The sequence below is a fragment of the Cochlodiniinecator piscidefendens genome (assembly GCF_011326755.1).
Classification (GTDB): Bacteria; Pseudomonadota; Alphaproteobacteria; order Rhodobacterales; family Rhodobacteraceae; genus Cochlodiniinecator; species Cochlodiniinecator piscidefendens.
In genome coordinates this window covers 397,533-414,401 of the sequence record NZ_JAAOIE010000003.1, presented here as the reverse complement: position 1 = coordinate 414,401, position 16,869 = coordinate 397,533, and the positions used below count along the sequence as shown (strand labels likewise).

Below are 16,869 nucleotides of genomic sequence, written 5' to 3'. Positions count from 1 at the left end.
ATGGCTGATTTGATGAAGGGTAAGCGCGGCCTTATTATGGGCGTCGCGAATGAACGCTCAATCGCGTGGGGCATTGCAAAAGCAATGGCCGCTGAGGGGGCCGAACTTGCCTTCACATATCAAGGTGACGCATTCGGTAAGCGGGTTGAACCGCTTGCCGCTTCGCTTGGCTCTGATATTCTTGTGGATGTGGATGTCAACGATGACGCATCGCTTGATTTGGCGTTTTCTACCTTGCAGGAAAAATGGGGCAAACTCGATTTCATCGTGCATGCTATCGCGTTTTCCGACAAAAACGAACTCACCGGTCGTTTCGTGGACACCAGCCGCGCCAACTTTAAGAATTCCATGGAAATTTCCTGCTATTCTTTGATCGAAGTGGCCAGACGCGCCCACCCCCTTATGACAGAGGGCGGCACCATCCTGACCCTGACCTATCAGGGCTCAAATCGCGTGACCCCGTTCTACAACGTCATGGGCGTGGCCAAAGCGGCGCTGGAAAGCGCAGTGCGCTATCTCGCCAATGATCTGGGTCCAGAAGGCATTCGCGTTAACGCTATTTCCCCCGGCCCAATGAAAACACTGGCTGGTGCGGCAATCGGTGGCGCGCGCAAAACCTTCCGTCAAACAGAGGCCAATGCGCCCTTGCGTTCAAACGCAACGCTTGATGCCATCGGCGGCACTGCGGTGTATCTGGCGTCTGATTACGGTGCCTGCACATCGGGTGAAATCATCACCGTTGATGGCGGCTATCACGTCCTTGGCATGCCGCAACCGGACAATCTCTGATTCCGTTGCAAACGGATACCGGATATGAACGCGCGCAGATTTTTTTGCGCGCGTTCCAACAGACCAAAGGCATTTCCGCAAAATTCAACCTCTTGCGCATTGCCACGTCAAACACAGCCCCCGAACAGCGCCAAGTGTTTCGCCTCACGGCGCCCGGATTTGACTATGCCCTTAAATTTGACCTGACACCGGACGGCCCGCAGGCCATCACAGCCGATTTCGCCGCCCTGTCTGACCTCACGACACTGGCCATTCGTCCCGTGTACTGCGACCCCCAGCACCGCTTTTTTGTCACTGCCCACTATGACTGGCCGTCTGCCAATCAAATCGCCCGTGATCAAAAACGCCCCACACCACAGCCCACCCTATTTCACCGCGCCGGGCAGTGGCTTCATACCTTGCACAACACCCAACCAGCCACCCCTGCCCCATTTTGGCCAAAGCGCCATTTGGAAAATCTAAAACCGCTCATTCAGGCACTGCCCGCATCGCCCTTAAAAACCGTTGCGCGTCATCGCATCGAAACCCTGCGCGCCGAAGCCGCCCCACTGCGCGGCCTGACAAGCTCAAAAACCCGCGCACATGGTGACTTCAATGGCGGCAACCTGCTCATTGGGCCTGACCGCGTTTTAGGCTTGGATTTTTCGCTGACCTGTGAACGTCTCGCGGTCTTTGATGTGGTTGATTTTCTAACCGACCTTGATCCGCGTTTTGATCTGCCTCTTGATCAGGTTGGCCCAAGCGGCATCATCGAAAATCACCTCTCCGCATTTTGCGACATCTATGATCCTAACCTTGATCCACGGCTCCTAAGCTTTCTAATCAAACAGCGCCTCTTGGCGCATTGGCTCGCGTTGGCCGCGCGACCTGCGCCGCTCTCGCTCACCCGACAACGCAAATTTGACCGGGTTTCAGCACGGCTAGAGGTCGCGTTTGCGGATCAATAGCCGTAAAATCGTATGCATAAAAACCATATAAAAGCTGCATAACTCCTGCATAGAAACCATACGCCACTTTTCATCCCTCTGACATTATGCCACTTTCCCAAAATGGGAGAGCAAAATGACCATCACCACCTGTATCTTTGACGCGTATGGCACCCTCTTTGATGTGTCCGCCGCCGCACGCGAAGCCGCTGGTGAACCCGGCAACGAAGCCCTTCTTAATATCTGGCCCAAACTCGCCCAAGACTGGCGCCTAAAACAGCTCCAATATACATGGTTGCGCGCAGTTGCAGGTGCCCATGACGATTTTTGGGTCGTGACTCAAAACGGGCTTGATTGGGCTATTGAAAACAACGGCTTAGGCGGGAATGACACCCTTCGCAGTCGTCTTTTGCAGTTGTACTGGGAATTGTCCGCATATCCCGAAGTTCCGGCGATGCTGGCCGCCCTAAAATCTGCGGGATTGAACACAGCTATCCTTTCAAACGGCTCACCCGCAATGCTTGAGAGCGCCGTGAAATCCGCAGGCATCAGCGCTGTTTTAGATGATACATTATCAGTCGAGTCCGTGGGCGTTTTCAAACCTCACCGCACGGTTTATGACCTTGTGAACCAGCGCTTTGACACAACATCGTATCAAATTTTGTTTGTATCTTCAAATGGTTGGGATGCAGCCGGCGCATCAGGCTATGGGTTTCACACTGTCTGGGTCAACCGCGCAAATGAACCAGTTGATCGCCTGCCTTGGGTGCCACAAACCATTTTATCAGATCTCACAACAATACCAGAATTGGCCAAATCCCTGTAATGAAACATTTTACCACCTCCGACGGAATTAAACTTGCCTACAGTGACGAAGGCGAAGGAATCCCGCTGATTTGCCTCTCTGGTCTCACGCGCAACTCATCTGACTTTGATTATGTCGTTCCGCACCTGAAATCGAACCGCATTATCCGGCTGGATTATCGTGGGCGCGGCGCCTCAGAATGGGCCAATCACGCGACCTACACCATCCCAGTTGAGGCCCGCGACACACTAGAATTGATGGGCCATCTGGGCCTGCAAAAGGCCGCATTCCTCGGCACGTCCCGCGGCGGTCTGATCGCCATGGGCCTTGCTGCATTTGCCAAACAATGCCTCCTTGGTGTCTGCCTAAACGACATAGGCCCCTCCCTCGCCCCCGAGGGTCTCAAAAACATCATGACCTATCTGGGTCGTCGTCCCCCGCAAAAAACCTTTGAAGAGGTGGCGCAATCCCGCGCTAAGTTCATGATTGGGTTTGATAATATTTCTGATCAGCGCTGGCTGGAAGAGGCGCACCGCCATTATATTGAGGTCGAAAATGGCCTGAATATCAACTACGATCGCAACCTGAGAAAAGCCGTAGAAGAAGCCGCAAAACAGCCAAGTGCTGACCTATGGCCGTTCTTTGACGCGCTAGACGGTATCCCCCTTGCGCTTATCCGTGGGCAAAATTCCGATTTGCTTTCGATGGAAACCGTCGATGAAATGCAGTGCCGCCGCCCCGACCTGATGTTTGCCGATGTTCCTGATCGCGCCCATGTTCCTTTTCTGGATGAACCCCAAAGCCTTGCGGTCATCCACAGATTTTTGGATAAAATAAATGACTGATATTCAAATGATAAACGCCGCAGCGGAGCGCCTAAAAGGACATGCGCGCCGGACACCGTTTTTAACGTCACCTTTTTTGGATGACATTGCTGGGCGCAAAGTTTTTGTAAAACCAGAAGCGCTTCAGCATACAGGGTCATTCAAATTCCGTGGGGCGTGGTCAGCGATTTCAGCCCTTGATGATGAAACCCGCAAAAAGGGTGTCATTGCCTTTTCTTCCGGCAATCATGCCCAAGGCGTCGCCACGGCTGCAGCACGTCACAACACGCCTGCTGTGATCATCATGCCAGAGGATGCGCCGCGTTTAAAAATCGAAAACACCCGCGCACTTGGCGCCGAGGTCGTTCTGTATGATCGTGTGAACGAGGACCGTGACGCAATTGGTGCCAAGCTGTCAGCGGAACGTGATCTTACCCTGATCAAACCATTCGACAACGCACAGGTGATCGCGGGCCAAGGTACTACAGGGTTGGAAATCGCAGAACAAGCTGCTGAGCATGGCATCGAAAACGCTGATGTTTTGATCTGTTGCGGCGGTGGCGGATTAACCGCAGGCGTTGCGCTTGCGCTTGAGGCCAACGCCCCAACCCTTCGTGCCCGTCCGTGCGAACCTGTCGGATTTGATGATGTTGCGCGGTCTTTGGCGGCAGGTGAACACCGTTCAAACGCTAAGCCTTCAGGGTCTATCTGCGATGCCATTGTAACCCCGACACCCGGTCAGATCACCTTCCCCATTATGAAACGCCTATGTGGCCCCGGACTAGCCGTAACCGACGAAGAATGCCTGCATGCTATGGCCTTGGCGTTCTTGCGGCTCAAAATCGTACTAGAACCCGGCGGTGCAGCCTCGCTTGCTGCAGCCTTGTTTCATCAAGATCAAATCAAAGGCGACAGTGTTATTTGTCTCGCGTCGGGCGGCAACGTCGATGCCGACATGTTTGCACGTGCCCTAAATTCATATGGAACCCCAAAATGACCCAGTTTTCTATTGCCAGTTTCAATGTCAAAAACCTGATCTCAGAAAATCAGGAATACTATACCTTCCAGTCCTATACGCCGGAAGAATACGCATGGAAGGCAGATTGGCTCGCGGATCAGTTACTGACCATGGACGCGGATATTATCGGGTTTCAGGAAATCTTTGAAGAAGAGGCATTAAAAGCCGTCATCAAAGACGCAGATGAACGCGGAGCTGAGTTAAACGAGGCAACGATACCAGACCGTTCAAAGCGCTATCACCGCAAGGCGATTTTCCGCAAATTGGCCTATCAACCCTATACGGACGCGGCCTTGGCCTTTGCCCCCAACATACATGACGGCGAACCCGGTCACCGCCGCCCCGGCGTGGCGGTTCTGTCACGTTATGGGTTTGTCGGGGAGCCTGAAATCATTCAGGAACTGCCAGAGCCTTTGGACATTCCAATGCAGGATATTGGCGGCGGCGACGGTGGGCATTACCGCCTGTCGCGTTTGTCACGCCCTGTTCTCAAGGTGCGGGTTCCTGTCGGGGATCAGGTTATAACTGTGTTCAACTGTCACCTGAAATCCAAACTCGGGGAATTTGTCAAACCGGCAGGTGCTGAACACGCTCCTGAATCCGACCTGACCCAATATGATCCGGTTGCACGTGCGTTAGGCGGATTGCGCTCAGCGCTGCGCCGTATGGCCGAAGCTTGGGTATTGCGCCGGGCAATCGTCGAGGAAATCAAGCTAGGCCGTCCCGTTGTTGTTATGGGTGATTTTAACGACGGCGAACACGCTGTGAGCTCTGAAATTATCTCTGGTGAAGTACCCTTCAAAAACTATTCCTGGATGTTACGTCATGACGCCAAAACCGGGCGCGACAGATACTCTACTGACGAAAACACCCAAATCACCGAAGCAATAGACAGCGTTCGCCTGCATTCCGCTGAAAAGCTGTTTGTACGTAAATCATTGCGCGATATGGTTTACACTGCCGCCTTTGGTGGAGTGTTTGAAAGTATCGACCAAATTTATTTGTCCCGGCATTTTCACCCTGAATTTAACGGGCGGATTGGCGAAATGGAATATTTTAGTGTCTTAAATGACCACCTGACAGATGGAAGCCACCCCGAAGCCCCCTATAATAAATTGGCCTCAGACCACGGACAAATTATCGCCCATATGCGGCTAAACGACTGATCGATGCCTTACCTAGAACTGAAAGATGTAACGCTTCACTACCGTGACGAAGGCGATCCCAATGGGTCGCCTTTGGTTCTGTGTCACGCGTTGGGGACGTCACTGCATATCTGGGACGACGTTCTACCGCTATTGCCAGAAGGGTTACGTGTGGTCCGCTTTGATCTGCGCGGACACGGGCAAAGCACAGTGCCAACGCCCCCCTATTCCATGGGCGCGCTGGTTCGTGATGCAGAACAGTTGCTAGACGCACTCGCGATTCAAAACTGCATGTTTGTTGGCCTGTCAATTGGGGGAATGATCGCGCAAGGCCTCGCAATCAAGCGGCTCGACCAAATACGCGTGCTTGTTTTGTCAAACACAGCGGCAAAAATCGGACACGCCCCTCATTGGGATGCACTTATTGACCGCGTGCGCACGGGTGGTTCTGAGGCGCTCGTCGACAGCACAATGAAAGGTTGGTTTTCCGCTCAGTCCTTGAAAGACGGCATCGGCCAACCTTGGCGGCAACAGTTTCTTGCCACATCGCAAGAGGCACTAATAGGGTGTCTGCACGCAGTAAAAGGCACCGATTTTTACACTCCGACATCAGGTCTTCGATTACCAACATTGGGCATTTCTGCGCTGAGCGACACAACCATTCCTCCTGATCTCAGCCGCGAGACCATCGATCTTATTCCCGGTTCTCGGTTTGAACTGATTAGGCGCGCTGGACATCTTCCATGTGTTGAACAACCGGAGGCTTTTGCCGACTTGCTATCAGAATTTTTAAAGGAAACTGGCCATATCTAAAGGTTTTCGCAAATATGCACAGACCTAGAACATCATCCTATATTTCCTCACATAGAATTGCTGGAACCTTTTCCAAATCACAACTAGTCTCCGCCAATCGCCCCTATTTTATCGCGGTTTGAGGATATTCATATGAAATTACCCGTATTATTTATCTTGATTACCCTCATGCTGGATGCCATTGGAATCGGCCTTATTATGCCAGTGATGCCTGACCTTATTCGCGAAGTCGAAGGTGGGGATCTGGCTCAAGCGGCGGTTTGGGGTGGTATATTATCAACCGTGTTTGCCGTAATGCAATTTACCTTTGGGCCAATCATTGGCGGATTATCCGACCGATTTGGGCGCCGACCTGTATTGCTTATTTCACTCTTAGTAATGGCAGTTGATTACGTCATCATGGCCGTTGCTGGTACAATTTGGCTTCTGTTGGTTGGACGTATCGTCGGCGGCATCACGGCAGCAACACATTCTACGGCGGCTGCCTTTATGGCAGATATTTCCGAACCAGAGAAAAAGGCGCAGAACTTTGGGTTGGTCTCAGCGGCATTCGGGGTTGGGTTCGTGCTTGGCCCGATGATTGGCGGCCTTTTGTCAACATTTGGCCCTCGCGCACCCTTTATCGCGGCAGCGATCATTGCCGGGGCAAACTTTGTCCTTGGGTATTTTGTTCTTACCGAAACGGTTACGGATCGCATCCGGCGCCCATTTGAATGGAAACGCGCAAATCCATTTGGTGCTTTGGTATCAGTTGCACGGCTGCCAGGACTACGCGCTTTGCTTTTTGTATACTTTCTTTATCAGCTTGCGTTTTATGTTTATCCTGCAGTTTGGGCTTATTTTACGCAGGAAAACTTTGGTTGGAGCCCGGTTATGGTCGGGTATTCGTTGGCTGCATTCGGGATTTCAATGGCGATTTCCCAAGGGTTTCTTATCAGGTGGGTTATTCCAAAATTTGGCGAACGAAAAACAGTCCTCATTGGGTTTGTAATCGACATTGTCGCTTTTGGCCTTACAGGGATATTAACCAACGGATGGGTTGTTTTGTGCATTGCGCCCCTGTCCGCCATTGGGGCCATGGCCACCCCAGCTTTGCAGGGCATTCTTTCGCGCGCAGCCAGCGATGATCAACAAGGCGAACTGCAAGGGCTACTGACCAGTATCAACGCCCTAGCAATGATCCTATCCCCTATCGTAATGACACAGGCCTTTGCCTATTTCAGCGGAGCCAGCGCACCAATTTATCTGCCGGGCGCTCCGTTTTTGTTGTCGATGCTGCTGATGATTGCTGCGATTGGGATCTATATGTCGATATATCGTAAGGTCACCGAGGCAATTACCTGACTCTGCTCTCTTGTCAGTTGCGGTTTCCCAACGCACTCTCCTGAAAACAGGAGAACCGCATGGGAAAAATTCGCGCTGCCGTCTGTCACGACTTCGGACACCCCCTAAGCGTTGAGCAAATTGAACTTAGGGCACCAACGTTTGGCGAAGTCGAGGTCACACTAGAAGCCTGCGCAATTTGCCACTCCGACATTTCCTTTATGGATGGTGGTTGGGGTGGATCACTTCCGGCTGTGTACGGTCATGAAGCGGCAGGCCGTGTCTCAGCAGTTGGTACTGGCGTGAGAGGATATGAAATTGGCCAACCTGTTTTGGTCACGCTCATCAGAGCCTGTCGCGATTGTCCGCCATGCGCATCAGGTTCGCCTGTGTCCTGTGAAACACCCCCGATCATGGATAACGTCTTAACTTCGCATAAGGGCACCCCAATAAATCAAGCGATGGAATGTGGGGCCTTTGCTGACAAGGTGGTTGTTGATCCTAGTCAGCTCGCACCTATTCCCGAGAGTCTGCCCATGGACGTCGCCTGTTTGTTGTCGTGTGGTGTGATCACTGGCGTTGGTGCTGCTGTGAATGCGGCTAATGTTCGACCCGGACAAACTGTTGTCGTCATCGGTGCAGGTGGTGTTGGGCTGAATGCTATTCAAGGTGCGCGCATTGCAGGCGCTGCCAAAATCATCGCTGTCGACATGGTTCCCGAAAAACTAGACACCGCAAAGGAATTTGGCGCGACCCATGGCATTCTTGCCTCAGACGACAAGCCTTGGAAGCAAGTTGCGCAAATCACCGATCGGCGCATGGCCGATGCAGTCTTAGTTTCTGTAGGAGCTGTCCGCGCTTATAACGAAGCCCCTAGATACCTTGCCCCCAAAGGTAAGGTTGTGATGGTCGGGATGCCTCATTCCGGCGATATCGCAAAATACGAACCCGTCATTTTTGCAGCGTTGGGTCAGGGTATGATTGGTACAAAAATGGGCGATACTGTTCTGCGTCGAGATATTCCATGGCTGGTTGATATGTATGAACAGGGTCGCCTTAAACTTGACGAGCTAATCTCAGGGCGGTGGACATTAGATCAAATCAACGAAGCCATAGAAGACACTCGTTCCGGGGCAGCACGGCGCAATGTCATACTATTCAAATAGAGTTATTCGAAGCATTCGCATTTGGCATCCACTGCTGTCTGCAGTGGGTGGACGCATATTCACTCCGATTGACTTCCACTAACATGCCGACTCAGTTCATAGGCGTCTCGCGCTAACGGACCCCAATATCGCCCGATCGGCGGAATTTTGCAAAGCGATTTGGGCTACAGATAAGCCTGCCGTTTAAACCTCGAGGATAGATTTGATAAAGTCAGTGGCACCGTTATCAATGTAATTTCACTGTTCTCGTCCCCAAAACCAAAAATCATTTCAGCCCTTAAAAACAGCCAAGCGATCGCACTCAACCGCGTAAAAAATTCACTCTCGATATTCGCAATTATTGTATCTACTTTGGGTTCTCTAGCCTCAAAAATCGTCCATCACGTCTTAAACTGTTCCGACCAAATCTTAAGAACAAAGAAAATACACAACGGGGACAGATGCTTATATCTTCCAAACTACTTGCACCCATATGTAAGGCCAGTTTGACTAAGCTATGTTACTCAACAGATATTGAACACTGTTAACGCTCCCCGGGTCGAATTATCAGGTCTAGATGAAGAGTGTTACACACATCTTTAAAATCTTCGATCACATGAACAGTGGCGAAATCAACACCCCGATGCTGGCATCGCATTTAGTGAAATTCCCCCGGGTTTACTGTCCTACAGTCGAACTTGGCGCATACGCTCACCGAATTGCCTCTACGGCAACCTATTCGGAAAAAGTGCCGCCGCCGTCGAGGGCTGGAAGCAAAACAAAGCCTGTGTTAGCTGCACACCCTTCTGGAGATGTGAAGGAAACACCATGCGAACCGACGGTATTGCGCAAGAAATTGATCTCTGTGCGACAGAAGCCGCAAACTTTCTCAAAGCGCTATCGCACGAAGGGCGATTGAAAATTCTCTGCAACCTTTGCACCGGGGAAAAATCAGTCACAGAACTGGAAACTCTGCTTTGTGCTCGCCAAGCAGCTGTCAGCCAACAACTGTCCCGGTTGCGTGCAGATGGCATGGTCCATGCGCGTCGTGAAGGCAAAGCAGTCTATTATTCAATAGCAGATCAACGCGTCCAGAGAACTATTGATTTAATGTATGACATGTTTTGCAAAACAGAAAACAAAGAGGGTTAATATCGGGCCTGTCCAAAAGACAGAAGGCTAGAATGGCCCGCCGTGCTCAAAATAATAACGAACTCCGTCCTGAACTCGCCTAAACCGATCACCACCCAATTTCACCCCGCCATACCAACGTGTTACAACAACAATATGGTTGCGCAGTTCTTCACGTTCCAACATGCGCAAGATCACCATGCCAGCGCCACTTTCCCCATCATCATTCTTTAGCGGTGCATCATCGAGCAACACAGCCCATGTGTTATGGGTCGCTTTGGCATATTTCTTCTGCCGACACAGTTGTTTGATAAAGGCTTGGGCTTCGCCTTTGGTACGCACTACCCCGCCAGAAACCGAATATTTAGAACCCCGGTCTGTTACAATGTTTTCAAATTGTTGCATGTGCGGTTTATAATCCCGCCAAGGTTTCACGCACAACTGCAATCCTACGTGCATTTGCCGGGTGACTGCCCAAAGCCTGATTTCCTGGATCTACAATCCGATCAAAATACGCCAACCCCACCAGCGGATCATATCCTGCTTGCGCTGCTATAATGGTCCCTAGCCCATCAGCTTGTAGTTCGAAATCTTGAGAGTACCGTCGCGCGCCGATCACTGCGCCTAAATTGGCGCCTTCGCGGACATCACGCCCTAGCACAGACGCGGCAATAGCCCCGGCCATAGCCCCCGCCCGTTGATTTTGAAGGGTCAGTATGATGTGACCCAGAATATGGTGGGCGGCCTCGTGCCCCATAACGATGGCCAATTCATCCTCGTTGCGTGCGTCCTCCAGCAATGCGACTGTAAATGCAATGAGGGGACGGCCACGTTCGTCCAACGTAAAGAACGCGTTGGGAGGTTGCCCCACGCGATCATCAACAAGAATGATAAAGTCACAATCCTGCCGTTCAGTGCGTAACTCACATTCGCGCTCAGCCACAGGTTCAATTCTCTGAACTACTGCAAAAAAATTGCGGGCGGCACGGCCAGAAGGCAAAGGTACAGATTTTGCATCAACTGTGGGAACATTCCCTTTTGGGCTTGGTGTCGTTTCTGGCGTGACACAGCCAGCCAGAGCCAGACTCATTAAACCAATAATACCTGCAATCTTAGAGTTCATAAGTACCTCATTTCTCTGAGTTAAGAAGAACCCGAAATAATCAAGGATTGCAATTCACAACTTATGGGGTAGGCTAAATCTATGTTTACAATAGAACACGATTTCGACGCGACGGTTGTCACACTTGTTGACGAAGACGGGCCCAACCTTCTCGAAGATATTATTATCAATGCCTTCGACGATTGCATAACAATAGAGCAGTTTGACGCGCGTACCGACAACACAATGCGTATCACCCTGTCCATGACCCAGCTCGCGGACCTGTCCGCAGCGCTTGATCTTCCCGAAGGTGTTTATAAACTTATCCGTGACGACGCCAAGTCGCAAACCTAGCGATAGCCTGATCTGCCTACCCAAACAGGACCAACAACCAGATCACTCCAGCAGTTACAACGGTCGCAGCAACTGCGGCGCTTCCGGCATCTTTGGCCTTTTTTGACATGGGATGTGGATCAAGCGATATGCGATCCACCGTATTCTCCACAGCGGTATTCAACAGCTCGGCGACGAGAACCAACATCCCGAATCCAACAATCAAAATGCGCTCGACCGAAGACATATCAACCGCAAAAGTAAGACCTGCAGACAAAAGATTGACCAAAGTCCATTGGCGTAGTGTTTTTTCACTTTTCCAACTTGCGCACCAGCCGTCCCACGACCAAACACAGGTATTTTTGAAACGCACCCATTCTGCCGTCAATTTTGTCACGCGATATCCTCCACCCGAAACACTTTGTCGCGCGAAGTGGCCCCACGTACAAGATGCAGATTAGATTTGGCGACACCCATCGCTTTGGCCAAGAGCTTAATTACGGCTTTGTTGGCCTTGCCATCTTCGGGCACCGTGGTCACGTACACCCGTAAACCTTCATCCGTCACAATGACGGCGTTACGGGAGGCCTTTGGCGTAACACGCAGCGAAATTTCATTGCCCTTGCGCGCAAGATAGGAAAGATCGGGATCAGCCATGTTTCTCCTCTGGATCAAGCCGCGTAGCTTGCTTAGTCTTTCTAAGTAAAGCGAAAGGGGTAGACATGGCTACAGGGTTTTTCAGCGACGAAAGCTGTTTTTGGCACGGCGGCGGGAATTACGCGACAACCGTACCTGTTGGGGGCTTTGTTCAACCGCTCGCCTACGGTGGATTGCCCGAGATGCCCGAAGCAAAAAGGCGTCTGAAAAATTTGCTGGAGGTGTCAGGCCTTTACGCCGAACTGACCACTGGTACGGCCCCAACGGCAACGCGCGCAGATTTACTGCGCGTGCATCCCAACGACTACATCGATGCCTTTAAATCAGCGTCAGACAACGGCGGAGGTGAATTGGGTCTGCGCACACCTTTTGGGCCCGGAGGATATGAAATCGCAGCACAATCTGCAGGACTAGCAAAGGAAGCAATATGCGCTGTAGCCCGGGGTGACTTGCAAAACTCTTATGCCTTAACGCGCCCTCCCGGGCATCATTGCACACCAGATTTTCCGAATGGATTTTGCCTGCTGTCTAATATCGCCATCGGCGTCGAGGCCGCTATTGCGCAAGGCTACACCAAACGCATCGTTGTGTTGGATTGGGATGTTCATCACGGCAATGGAACCGAAGCGGTGTTTTATGAACGCGCCGACGTTCTAACTATTTCAATTCATCAAGAGCATAACTACCCGCTTGATACTGGGGATGTAACGGACCGGGGTGCAGGCCCTGGGCGCGGAGGGAACATAAACATCCCTCTTCCCCCCGGCGCTGGTCACGACACCTATCTGGAGGCGATGCAGCGCATTGTATTACCGCAGATCGCGGCCTTCCGCCCTGATATGATTGTGGTTGCCTGTGGATATGACGCGGCGGCCATAGATCCGCTGGGACGTATGCTCGCAACCGCAGATACGTTTCGCCAGATGACACAGATGATATCTGAAGCCGCAGCGACCTTATGTCGTGGCAAACTCGCCATGGTGCACGAGGGAGGATATTCAGAAGTTTATGTGCCCTTTTGCGGCCATGCTGTGATCGAAGTGCTGTCAGGCACTAAGATCACGGTTGATGACCCATTTGCCCAAACCTTTGCCTTGCGCCAACCCAACGCACGCCTTACCTCTTTCTATAGCCAGCTGATTGACGAAATGCAGGATTTTTTCAACACCCCTGCTTGAGTTTCGCGCGCTACGTCCCACATCAACATCAGAGATTTATCGGAGCCCCGAATGCCCACACCCAATCCCGCTGCTATGGAATTCCTTCTGACACGCAGATCCCGTCCGGCAAAAACCTTATCTGGCCCAACTCCGGATCGCGCCGATCTTTTACCGATCCTCACTGCGGGGGCTCGTACGCCCGACCATGGCAAACTAGAGCCATGGCGGTTTATCGTTCTGGAAAAGAACGCAATGCAGCGTCTGGCTAAGTTGACCGCAAAACGCGGGGCTGAGTTAAACTTCGACGAGGCGAAAATCGAAAAATCCTATAACCAGTTCGCCTCTGCCAATCTCGCTATTGCTGTCGTTGCATCGCCCAAAGCATCAGAAAAAGTTCCTCGGATTGAACAAGAACTCTCTGCCGGTGCCGTCTGCCTATCGCTGCTAAACGCAGCACTTGCCTCTGGTTGGGGTGCCAATTGGCTATCAAATTGGATGGCTTTTGATCGCGATTTTTTAACCGAAGGGTTAGAACTTGCAGAACATGAATACATCACAGGTTATATTCACATCGGTACAGAAACCAGCACACCACCCGAGCGCCCCCGCCCCGACCTTGACGCCATAACCACATGGGTTGATGTATGATCTTTACGGATTTTGCAAAGGCACTTGGCCAATGGTCAGACCCTAAGTTCCGCCGCGTGGTGTTCATAGGGCTTGGCCTAGCCATAGCGCTTTTGTTTGGTATCTATGCGTTTTTTGTGGGCATGATTGGCTGGTTTTTACCTGGGACTTTAACCCTACCTTGGGTGGGTGAGGTCACTTGGCTTCATGACCTGCTCTCATGGGGATCAATCCTCATCATGGTGGTGATGTCGATGTTTCTTATGGTGCCCGTCGCCTCAGCCTTTACCGGGCTGTTCTTAGACGATGTCGCGGTGGCCGTCGAAAAGCGCCATTACTCCCACCTTCCTCAACCTCCACGCATCCCATTTCGCGAAGCATTACAAGACAGTCTGAACTTTCTTGGCCTTATGGTCGTTGCGAACCTTTTTGCGCTTATACTCTACGCAATTTTCAACATCTTCGCGCCGGTGATTTTTTGGTCGCTTAACGGTTTTCTTTTGGGGCGTGAATATTTTCAAATGGTCGCAATGCGGCGCATTGGGCGTACTGCTGCACGTCAACTTTGGCGACAGAATGGTTTGCAAATTTGGCTCGCAGGGGCATTGATGGCAATGCCCCTTTCGATCCCAATCGTGAACTTATTTGTACCAGTCTTTGGTGTGGCAACCTTTACTCACTTGTTTCACCGTATATCTCGCGATCATAGCTAAGTCCCCAGTAATCGAGGTCGCGCACGGAAATCCCACCATAAAGGATCACGTACGAAATACCGGCCCATAGAACGAAAGCAATCAAAGTTGTTATCTTGGCCCGCTTTTTCAACTGCGGGTCATGAGGCGCACCTGCATGGGTGCCAGGAACGATTTCTCCCATATCCCCTTGCGTTTTCAAACGAATAGGGAGCACGATCAAAAATGTCATGAACCAAATAACAGCAAAAAGAACAATGGCTGCAGTGATGGTCATTAGACTTGTTCCAACTCAATCAGGCATCCGTTGAAATCTTTCGGATGTAAGAAAAGGACAGGTTTACCGTGCGCACCAATCTTCGGCTCTCCCGTGCCTAGCACGCGGGCGCCTTCGGATTTCAAGTGATCACGTGCGGCTAAGATATCGTCAACCTCATAACAAACGTGATGAATGCCACCTGAAGGGTTCTTTTCAAGAAACCCATTAATCGGGGAATTTTCGCCAAGCGGATATAGCAACTCGATCTTGGTATTTGGCAGTTCAATAAACACCACGGTCACGCCATGATCGGGTTCATCCTGCGGAGCGCCAACATTTGCCCCCAAAGTCGCACTATATTGCGCGCGCGCTGCCTCAAGATCAGGGACAGCGATTGCAACATGATTCAAACGACCGATCATCATCATTCCTTTCCAAATTGGTGTGGCCGTTATGACTATTTGCCATTCGTTACGCAAGCGACGGTTGGACGCATCAGCTTTGTTAACGCTCCATTAGCCTTGAACGCGTCTAATCAGAATCAGCTACCGAAAGGAAAGGAAATGGACGATCTCGTCTCTCTCATGACTCCACGCAGCCCGACCAACGAACGCCCTTTGCTCGGCGTAACGGTTCTGGTTGTTGAAGACAGCCGTTTTGCCTGTGAAGCTGTACGGCTTTTGTGTTTGCGAAGTGGTGCGCGTATTCGACGTGCAGATTGCCTGGCGTCAGCCCGCAAGCATCTTCAGGTCTATCGCCCCACCGTTGTTTTGATTGACCTTGGCCTTCCTGATGGATCTGGTGCGGATTTGATCCGTGAACTTCATCTGGCGACACCGCGTGTTCCGGTCATCCTAGCCACCAGTGGGGATGATTATATGGCTGATCTCGCCCGTGATGCTGGCGCAGATGGCTTCCTGTCCAAACCGATCGAAAGCTTGGCTATTTTTCAAGAAATGGTTTTGGAAAACCTGCCAACAAATGACCCAAATGTGCCAATACGTGCATTACCAACTGGGGTCGTGAAACCAGATCCGATCGCATATCGCGATGATCTCGCCCATATCGCGAGCATCCTTTCGATGGGCACAGACGACGACACCTTGGCCTATATTGCACAGTTTCTAAGCGGCGTTGCCAAATCTGCGCATGATGAACCCATGCAAAAGGCCGCGACGGATTTAATGGAATTGAAAAAGACGTCTCCGTCTAATGTGTCCCACCTTGCCGATTTGGTACAGGACCGATTGCAGGCCTGCGCACAAATCTAACGCGCAAGAACCGGATCTGAACCAGAACGCACAAGCGCTGTCATATCGCCTAACCGCTCTATTTGATGGCCTTGTGCGTCGAAATTTTGTGGCAAAAGCCATGTTTTGAATGCCTCAGACAGGGCCTGCCATTCCCCATCAAGAATACTAAACCAAGCTGTATCGCGGTTGCGGTCGTTGACAACCAAATGCTGGCGAAACACACCTTCATAGCTAAAGCCATAGCGCTGTGCGGCGCGGCGCGACCCAATGTTTGCGGCATCACATTTCCATTCATACCGGCGATACCCGGCCTCGAATGCCCATTTCATCATCAGATACATCGCCTCGGTCGCGGCTGGTGTGCGCTGCAGTTCAGGCGAAAAATTGATGTGCCCAACTTCAATCGACCCGGCCTCCGGTGCGATGCGCAGATAGCTCGTAACACCGCAAAAATGGCCTGTTTGCAGAGATTTTATCGCAAAAAATACCGGATCTTGGCCCTCGGCCATTTCTCGTGCCCAGCGGTGATAGGCTGCGGCTGACGCAAATGGGCCATAAGGAAGGTAGTCCCAAATGCCATGATCCGCTGAATTGGCGCGATGTAAATCCGCAGCGTGGCGATCGGGTGAAAGCCGTTCAAGCCGCACATATTGACCCAGAAGATGATCAAAGTCTGGACGCGCCGGAGTTTTCCAATTTAGCTTTGGTCGTTCTGCTAAAATGTTGTTTTTCATGCAATCCGCACCCTTCATCCGCCGTCTTTTGTCACAGTGGCAAGGGTTGCTGCATCGTTTCAAGTAAAAACAACCGTCCAGCCACAATTCAGATCAAATTCAACCGTAATTTCCGCAAATTTGCCCTGCAAAC

22 protein-coding genes are annotated in these 16,869 nt (G+C 51.4%); 15 read left to right on the top strand and 7 right to left on the bottom strand.

Going from position 1 to position 16,869, the window contains the following annotated elements; genetic code table 11:
* The 10 genes from G9C99_RS10935 to G9C99_RS10890 all read left to right on the top strand — a co-directional run bounded on the left by G9C99_RS10935 (position 1) and on the right by G9C99_RS10890 (position 9,940).
* Positions 1-789, top strand: coding sequence for an enoyl-ACP reductase FabI (locus G9C99_RS10935; protein ID WP_166417518.1), 789 nt, complete (start codon positions 1-3; stop codon positions 787-789).
* Positions 790-794: 5 nt separating this feature from the next.
* Positions 795-1,736 carry a phosphotransferase gene (locus G9C99_RS10930; protein ID WP_166417517.1) on the top strand — a complete coding sequence of 314 codons (942 nt, stop codon included), beginning with the start codon at positions 795-797 and terminating at the stop codon, positions 1,734-1,736.
* Between the two features lie 115 nt (positions 1,737-1,851).
* The gene (locus tag G9C99_RS10925; protein ID WP_166417516.1) at positions 1,852-2,541 is read left to right on the top strand and encodes a haloacid dehalogenase type II; all 690 of its coding nucleotides are present in this window, start codon (positions 1,852-1,854) and stop codon (positions 2,539-2,541) included.
* Positions 2,541-3,365, top strand: coding sequence for an alpha/beta fold hydrolase (locus G9C99_RS10920; RefSeq protein ID WP_166417515.1), 825 nt, complete (start codon positions 2,541-2,543; stop codon positions 3,363-3,365). Before G9C99_RS10925 ends, G9C99_RS10920 begins: the two co-directional genes overlap by 1 nt.
* Complete coding sequence (locus tag G9C99_RS10915; RefSeq protein WP_166417514.1) at positions 3,358-4,341, top strand: threonine ammonia-lyase; 984 nt, start codon at positions 3,358-3,360, stop codon at positions 4,339-4,341. Before G9C99_RS10920 ends, G9C99_RS10915 begins: the two co-directional genes overlap by 8 nt.
* Positions 4,338-5,528: an endonuclease/exonuclease/phosphatase family protein gene (locus G9C99_RS10910; RefSeq protein ID WP_166417513.1), complete on the top strand. Its 1,191-nt coding sequence runs from the start codon at positions 4,338-4,340 to the stop codon at positions 5,526-5,528. The genes G9C99_RS10915 and G9C99_RS10910 overlap by 4 nt, the downstream gene beginning before the upstream one ends.
* Positions 5,529-5,531: 3 nt before the next feature.
* Complete coding sequence (locus tag G9C99_RS10905) at positions 5,532-6,320, top strand: alpha/beta fold hydrolase (protein WP_166417512.1); 789 nt, start codon at positions 5,532-5,534, stop codon at positions 6,318-6,320.
* 132 nt (positions 6,321-6,452) lie between these two features.
* Positions 6,453-7,664, top strand: coding sequence for a TCR/Tet family MFS transporter (locus tag G9C99_RS10900; RefSeq protein WP_166417511.1), 1,212 nt, complete (start codon positions 6,453-6,455; stop codon positions 7,662-7,664).
* Between the two features lie 59 nt (positions 7,665-7,723).
* Complete coding sequence (locus tag G9C99_RS10895; protein WP_166417510.1) at positions 7,724-8,809, top strand: Zn-dependent alcohol dehydrogenase; 1,086 nt, start codon at positions 7,724-7,726, stop codon at positions 8,807-8,809.
* Positions 8,810-9,616: 807 nt separating this feature from the next.
* A complete protein-coding gene (locus G9C99_RS10890; protein WP_166417509.1) occupies positions 9,617-9,940 on the top strand; it encodes an ArsR/SmtB family transcription factor in 324 nt (107 codons plus the stop codon).
* Positions 9,941-9,967: 27 nt separating this feature from the next.
* Here the strand turns inward: G9C99_RS10890 and G9C99_RS10885 are convergent, their stop codons facing one another.
* Positions 9,968-10,324, bottom strand: coding sequence for a YigZ family protein (locus G9C99_RS10885; protein WP_166417508.1), 357 nt, complete (start codon positions 10,322-10,324; stop codon positions 9,968-9,970).
* Positions 10,325-10,331: 7 nt separating this feature from the next.
* Entirely contained in the window at positions 10,332-11,042 is a 711-nt protein-coding gene (locus G9C99_RS10880) for a M48 family metallopeptidase (RefSeq protein WP_166417507.1), read from the bottom strand.
* A gap of 81 nt (positions 11,043-11,123) precedes the next feature.
* On the opposite strand from G9C99_RS10880, the gene G9C99_RS10875 reads away from it, so the two are divergent.
* On the top strand, positions 11,124-11,375 hold the full coding sequence (locus G9C99_RS10875) for a hypothetical protein (protein WP_166417506.1): 252 nt from the start codon (positions 11,124-11,126) through the stop codon (positions 11,373-11,375).
* Positions 11,376-11,391: 16 nt separating this feature from the next.
* Here the strand turns inward: G9C99_RS10875 and G9C99_RS10870 are convergent, their stop codons facing one another.
* The gene (locus tag G9C99_RS10870) at positions 11,392-11,751 is read right to left on the bottom strand and encodes a diacylglycerol kinase (protein ID WP_331459992.1); all 360 of its coding nucleotides are present in this window, start codon (positions 11,749-11,751) and stop codon (positions 11,392-11,394) included.
* On the bottom strand, positions 11,748-12,011 hold the full coding sequence (locus G9C99_RS10865) for a DUF167 domain-containing protein (RefSeq protein ID WP_166417505.1): 264 nt from the start codon (positions 12,009-12,011) through the stop codon (positions 11,748-11,750). Before G9C99_RS10865 ends, G9C99_RS10870 begins: the two co-directional genes overlap by 4 nt.
* A gap of 65 nt (positions 12,012-12,076) precedes the next feature.
* On the opposite strand from G9C99_RS10865, the gene G9C99_RS10860 reads away from it, so the two are divergent.
* Genes G9C99_RS10860 through G9C99_RS10850 form a run of 3 tightly spaced genes read left to right on the top strand, consistent with a single transcriptional unit; the run spans position 12,077 to position 14,511 of the window.
* On the top strand, positions 12,077-13,189 hold the full coding sequence (locus G9C99_RS10860) for a class II histone deacetylase (RefSeq protein WP_166417504.1): 1,113 nt from the start codon (positions 12,077-12,079) through the stop codon (positions 13,187-13,189).
* Positions 13,190-13,240: 51 nt separating this feature from the next.
* On the top strand, positions 13,241-13,819 hold the full coding sequence (locus G9C99_RS10855) for a nitroreductase family protein (RefSeq protein ID WP_166417503.1): 579 nt from the start codon (positions 13,241-13,243) through the stop codon (positions 13,817-13,819).
* The gene (locus G9C99_RS10850) at positions 13,816-14,511 is read left to right on the top strand and encodes an EI24 domain-containing protein (RefSeq protein ID WP_166417502.1); all 696 of its coding nucleotides are present in this window, start codon (positions 13,816-13,818) and stop codon (positions 14,509-14,511) included. Before G9C99_RS10855 ends, G9C99_RS10850 begins: the two co-directional genes overlap by 4 nt.
* Here G9C99_RS10850 and G9C99_RS10845 read toward each other — a convergent pair.
* Together G9C99_RS10845 and mce are read right to left on the bottom strand one after the other, a co-directional pair.
* The gene (locus G9C99_RS10845; protein ID WP_166417501.1) at positions 14,471-14,767 is read right to left on the bottom strand and encodes a DUF1467 family protein; all 297 of its coding nucleotides are present in this window, start codon (positions 14,765-14,767) and stop codon (positions 14,471-14,473) included. The two genes, G9C99_RS10850 and G9C99_RS10845, sit on opposite strands and share 41 nt — an antisense overlap.
* Positions 14,767-15,171, bottom strand: a complete 405-nt coding sequence (gene mce / locus G9C99_RS10840) for a methylmalonyl-CoA epimerase (RefSeq protein WP_166417500.1) — start codon at positions 15,169-15,171, stop codon at positions 14,767-14,769. Before mce ends, G9C99_RS10845 begins: the two co-directional genes overlap by 1 nt.
* Positions 15,172-15,312: 141 nt before the next feature.
* Between mce and G9C99_RS10835 the strand changes: the two genes are divergently transcribed.
* Positions 15,313-16,020, top strand: coding sequence for a response regulator (locus G9C99_RS10835; RefSeq protein ID WP_166417499.1), 708 nt, complete (start codon positions 15,313-15,315; stop codon positions 16,018-16,020).
* Here the strand turns inward: G9C99_RS10835 and G9C99_RS10830 are convergent.
* A complete protein-coding gene (locus tag G9C99_RS10830; RefSeq protein WP_166417498.1) occupies positions 16,017-16,736 on the bottom strand; it encodes a GNAT family N-acetyltransferase in 720 nt (239 codons plus the stop codon). The two genes, G9C99_RS10835 and G9C99_RS10830, sit on opposite strands and share 4 nt — an antisense overlap.
* Positions 16,737-16,869: the final 133 nt, after the last annotated feature.

Bases quoted from the DNA above. Each gene is read 5' to 3' on its own strand.
- G9C99_RS10935 (WP_166417518.1), top strand. From the start codon at position 1: ATGGCTGATTTGATGAAGGGTAAGCGCGGCCTTATTATGGGCGTCGCG.
- G9C99_RS10925 (WP_166417516.1), top strand. From the start codon at position 1,852: ATGACCATCACCACCTGTATCTTTGACGCGTATGGCACCCTCTTTGAT.
- G9C99_RS10920 (WP_166417515.1), top strand. From the start codon at position 2,541: ATGAAACATTTTACCACCTCCGACGGAATTAAACTTGCCTACAGTGAC.
- G9C99_RS10915 (WP_166417514.1), top strand. From the start codon at position 3,358: ATGACTGATATTCAAATGATAAACGCCGCAGCGGAGCGCCTAAAAGGA.
- G9C99_RS10910 (WP_166417513.1), top strand. From the start codon at position 4,338: ATGACCCAGTTTTCTATTGCCAGTTTCAATGTCAAAAACCTGATCTCA.
- G9C99_RS10905 (WP_166417512.1), top strand. From the start codon at position 5,532: ATGCCTTACCTAGAACTGAAAGATGTAACGCTTCACTACCGTGACGAA.
- G9C99_RS10900 (WP_166417511.1), top strand. From the start codon at position 6,453: ATGAAATTACCCGTATTATTTATCTTGATTACCCTCATGCTGGATGCC.
- G9C99_RS10895 (WP_166417510.1), top strand. From the start codon at position 7,724: ATGGGAAAAATTCGCGCTGCCGTCTGTCACGACTTCGGACACCCCCTA.
- G9C99_RS10890 (WP_166417509.1), top strand. From the start codon at position 9,617: ATGCGAACCGACGGTATTGCGCAAGAAATTGATCTCTGTGCGACAGAA.
- G9C99_RS10885 (WP_166417508.1), bottom strand. From the start codon at position 10,324: ATGCAACAATTTGAAAACATTGTAACAGACCGGGGTTCTAAATATTCG.
- G9C99_RS10880 (WP_166417507.1), bottom strand. From the start codon at position 11,042: ATGAACTCTAAGATTGCAGGTATTATTGGTTTAATGAGTCTGGCTCTG.
- G9C99_RS10875 (WP_166417506.1), top strand. From the start codon at position 11,124: ATGTTTACAATAGAACACGATTTCGACGCGACGGTTGTCACACTTGTT.
- G9C99_RS10865 (WP_166417505.1), bottom strand. From the start codon at position 12,011: ATGGCTGATCCCGATCTTTCCTATCTTGCGCGCAAGGGCAATGAAATT.
- G9C99_RS10860 (WP_166417504.1), top strand. From the start codon at position 12,077: ATGGCTACAGGGTTTTTCAGCGACGAAAGCTGTTTTTGGCACGGCGGC.
- G9C99_RS10855 (WP_166417503.1), top strand. From the start codon at position 13,241: ATGCCCACACCCAATCCCGCTGCTATGGAATTCCTTCTGACACGCAGA.
- G9C99_RS10850 (WP_166417502.1), top strand. From the start codon at position 13,816: ATGATCTTTACGGATTTTGCAAAGGCACTTGGCCAATGGTCAGACCCT.
- G9C99_RS10845 (WP_166417501.1), bottom strand. From the start codon at position 14,767: ATGACCATCACTGCAGCCATTGTTCTTTTTGCTGTTATTTGGTTCATG.
- mce (WP_166417500.1), bottom strand. From the start codon at position 15,171: ATGATCGGTCGTTTGAATCATGTTGCAATCGCTGTCCCTGATCTTGAG.
- G9C99_RS10835 (WP_166417499.1), top strand. From the start codon at position 15,313: ATGGACGATCTCGTCTCTCTCATGACTCCACGCAGCCCGACCAACGAA.
- G9C99_RS10830 (WP_166417498.1), bottom strand. From the start codon at position 16,736: ATGAAAAACAACATTTTAGCAGAACGACCAAAGCTAAATTGGAAAACT.